Annotated in this window: 2 protein-coding genes and 2 pseudogenes; 2 read left to right on the top strand and 2 right to left on the bottom strand. The window is 61.3% G+C overall.

What is annotated here, in order from left to right; genetic code table 11:
* Positions 1-115: pseudogene (locus tag LQ144_RS22750) on the bottom strand (inositol-3-phosphate synthase); the annotation flags it as partial.
* A gap of 650 nt (positions 116-765) precedes the next feature.
* On the opposite strand from LQ144_RS22750, the gene LQ144_RS22745 reads away from it, so the two are divergent.
* Both LQ144_RS22745 and LQ144_RS22740 read left to right on the top strand, forming a co-directional pair.
* The gene (locus tag LQ144_RS22745) at positions 766-2,202 is read left to right on the top strand and encodes an MFS transporter (RefSeq protein ID WP_230121509.1); all 1,437 of its coding nucleotides are present in this window, start codon (positions 766-768) and stop codon (positions 2,200-2,202) included.
* 761 nt (positions 2,203-2,963) lie between these two features.
* Positions 2,964-3,357 (top strand): annotated as a pseudogene (locus LQ144_RS22740) (MFS transporter); the annotation flags it as partial.
* 36 nt (positions 3,358-3,393) lie between these two features.
* On the opposite strand, the gene LQ144_RS22735 reads toward LQ144_RS22740, so the two are convergent.
* On the bottom strand, positions 3,394-3,587 hold a 194-nt coding region (locus LQ144_RS22735; RefSeq protein ID WP_230121508.1), incomplete at its 5' end, for an OpcA/G6PD domain-containing protein.

Raw genomic sequence — 3,587 nt, 5'->3', positions numbered from 1 at the left:
GACCCGGGATCGTTGCCTGGGGGTCGGCATCCCGGTAGTAGTGGACACCCTGCACCAGGGAAGCAGCGCAGTTACCCACGCCGACAATGGCAACACGAATCGGATTTGAAGACACGGAACTCCTTTGGGGGAAAAGCTGTTGCCGGGCGGCCGAGGATGACCGGGCTGGGCGGCAAGGGAGAATATGTGCGATCTCGGACCATTCGAAGCACCGCCCCCAGCGGCGCCGACGTCGTCCAAAGATGCTGCCCTCCATTCTCCCCTCCAAGCCCAGTTGGGCGCTATGCCATGATCGGGCGGTTACGCCTACCCAAACGGGTAGGCACACCTCCTGAGCTACTCTGAGCCGACGCACTCCGTTGCATAGGCCGAACCCTGTTGATTAGAGATTATCCGGTACTTCATGCGTTGCCAGAAGCCGTTCAAACCTGTCGTAGGCCGCCAGGTAGAAGCGCGTTCAGGCGCGAAAGTCAAGGGTGGAGCAGGCTGCGGAAAGAGTCCTTGACAATATCCGTGACGTGCTTCACTCTGTTGTTCATTGCGAAGCTCATTGCTCCATACGGAACAAATCGAAGCGGTGCCCCAGCGGTTTCGCGATCAGTCCCTGAACCTTAGAGAAGTGCTTTATGCACCAATGCCACTCTTTGAACCTCGCTCCCAGGGAACTGCACCACCTGTCTTGACGAACCGAACCTGCCAGCCCAGGACCGGTCAGTCGAGGCAAAAACTGAGGCATCCGCAACACTCAGTAAAGGGAACACTTTCATGACAAGCACACGTGACGTCAGCGCCGATAAACGTAGCGAAAGACCCGACTCCGTCGACACCTCCATATCAAAAGAGACCAGCTCCCAGTTCAAACGCCGCTTCATGGTGCGGCTTGTCACTGTCTTCATCGGCGGGATGTTCCTCGACGGTTACATCCTCGGAATCATCGGCCCCGTCGCCGGATCCATGCGGTCAGATCTCCAGCTCGACGCACTATCTCTGGGCATGATCGCTGCAGGCCCGCTGGCTGGTATCTTCGTCGGCTCCCCCCTGGCCGGTTGGGCTACTGACAAGTTCGGACGCAAGCCCATGTTCCTCGTGGACATGGGCCTGTTCCTGGTCGTCTCAGCGGCCCAGTTCTTCGTAACCTCCGGAGACGGGGCCGTGATCCAGCTGGCCATCATCCGGTTCTTCATGGGCGTCGCGATCGGCGGCGAGTACTCAATCGGTGGGCCATTGCTATCAGAGTTCTCCCCTCCAAAGCTCCGCGGGCGATTGCTCGGGCTGACTCTGATCGCCTGGTACGTCGGTTTCATGATGGCATTCATCGTCGGCACGCTCCTGCACGACGCCGGCACCCCATGGCGCCTTGTACTCGGCACCTGCGCGATACTCGCATTCGTCCTGTTCCTCGCCCGCTTGGGCCTCCCCGAATCGCCGAGCTGGCTCATTACGAAGGGACGGCGTGAGGAAGCACTCGCGATCGCACGTAAATACGTCGAATCGTCCCAGATGCACACCAGCATCACCGAAGAGATCGATTTGAGGATGATCCAGGAGGCCCAAGCCGCGCAGAGTGGGACCAAAATCAAGGGCGCCTCCTTCGGAATGCTGTTCTCGAGGCAGTACTGGCGCACCACCCTCTTCACTTCAGGTTTTTGGTTCTGCGCAGTCACTCCGTACTTCGCGATCGCGACCTTCGCCGACGAGGTGCTCAACCAATTCGGCTTCGGCGGCGGTTGGGCCGGTGGAGTCGGCCTGTCCGCACTTGCGGTCGCGGGGGTTGTCACCAGCGTACTTCTGATTGACAAGCTCGGCCGCCGAATCCTCACCGTGCCCGGGCAGTGGCTCTGCGCAGGTATCCTGCTGATCATCGGAGTCTGGGGGAACGCACCAGCGATCCTCGTGCTCGTCCTGTTTCTCGCCTTCTCCTACTTCAATGCCGGCTACACCACGATGACCCAGGTCTATCCGGCCGAGGTATTCCCCGGCCACCTGCGCGGCATCGGCACTGGCTTCGCCGCGGCCTTCAGCCGCATCGGAGCCGCACTCGGCACCTTTGCCCTGCCATGGGCGATCAGCAACATCGGCATGGGCGCAACCATGGTCGTAGCCGCTGCCGTCGCATTACTCGGCGCAGTCCTCTCGCAATGGCTCGCGCCTGAGACGAAGGGGCGCACCCTCGCCGAAATCTCAGCAAACTTCTCCCACTGACACCGGGACTGCACGGTGCAAAAATCGGGCGGAAATGCTGGCCAACGCCGAAAACGTAGTGCCCGACAGGAGGTTGCGCTCGTGGCCGCGAGTCTTAGCGTCTGATACTCGACTTTTTCACAAGCTGTCCCCTAATCAACCCCGATAACGGGCCGCGCTCATTATCTGATCTTTGAGACCAGTTTCAGGTCAGCTTCCCGGCTGGGTCCTCCTCTCCTGATGTGGCTAAGAATGGGTTCCGCCAGTTGAAGCATTGCTGTCTGATAGCCGTCGATCTGTGATTCCCGGGACGGATTTGCCGGGTGAGCCGAAACTGTGGCTCGGACGATTGCGGGGGAGTAGTTTCTCCTGAGTTGTTCGGCCCACACTGCGCTGGCGCAGCGTGCGAAGCTGGGTTGAAACCATCGTGTTGGTGCGTGGAGAATTTCTTGTGGAGTGATGTTGGTCAGCGCTGCTGTGCGGACGAGTTGTTCCCATGTCGGGTACATCTTTCCGCATGCTGCCGCGGCGGCGCTCGGGTCACCAGGCGCCGCCCGGCGGCTTAACACTGTGTGCCGCTTCAAGCGGCCCAGCAAGTGAGCGGCGCGAGCCCGTTAGAGCCGGACAATAGCCCGGCAATAGGTGACTGCGCATGGGCTCTCGGAGGAGAGACGATGCGGTAGCCCGCCCCACCCGGGATGCGACCGTCCTCCCAGCAGTAGCTTCGCCGGGCAGCAGTGTTCGAGGTCAGTGATAGGAAGCGCGGAGTGGAGAGAATGCAGGCGGGGCTGTCCCTGGTCGCCTTCCCCGTGACGTTCTATGTGGCCAACCTCGCGTCAGCACTTCCGGCGCTGTTCCCCACCTCAAGCCGCTACAGCAGCATGGGCATCGCCTACAACTTCTCTGTGGCGATCTTCGGCGGGACAACTCCATTCCTGGTCCAGGGCCTGATCGCGGCCACCGGCGACGACATGGCCCCGGCCTATTACCTGATGGGGACGTCGGTCATTGGGGCGATCGCCATCTATTTCCTTCGTGAATCCGCCCGGCCGCCCGCTGCCGGGCTCCATGCCGAGCGTGGACACCGAAGCCGAGGCCCACGAGCTCATCGCCGCCCAGGACCCAAAGCTCTCTGGTGCTAGCCGCCCTTTCCACAAAGATGTGTCCCCGTCGTAATGAACGACGGGGACACACCTTTTAAGCCAGCGCCCTTCAGACCAGCGCCAGCAGTGAGGCCTCTTCCCAGTCCCGCAGCAAATCAAGCGCTCCCAGCGTGAGACCGAACACTTCGTCGGGATCCAGACGCCGCAGTTCCTCGGCCAGGCAGTCCCGCAGGCTTCGCCGCGGCAGGGAAATCCGCTGGGCAGGCTGGCCCGGTTGGGTCAGTTCGGCCACTGACAGTCCGG

The organism is Arthrobacter sp. Bi83 (assembly GCF_918698095.1).
Classification (GTDB): Bacteria; Actinomycetota; Actinomycetes; order Actinomycetales; family Micrococcaceae; genus Arthrobacter.
This window is presented reverse-complemented; position numbering and strand designations above follow the sequence as displayed.

Coding starts and splice junctions, on each gene's coding strand:
- LQ144_RS22745 (WP_230121509.1), top strand. CDS start 766: ATGACAAGCACACGTGACGTCAGCGCCGATAAACGTAGCGAAAGACCC.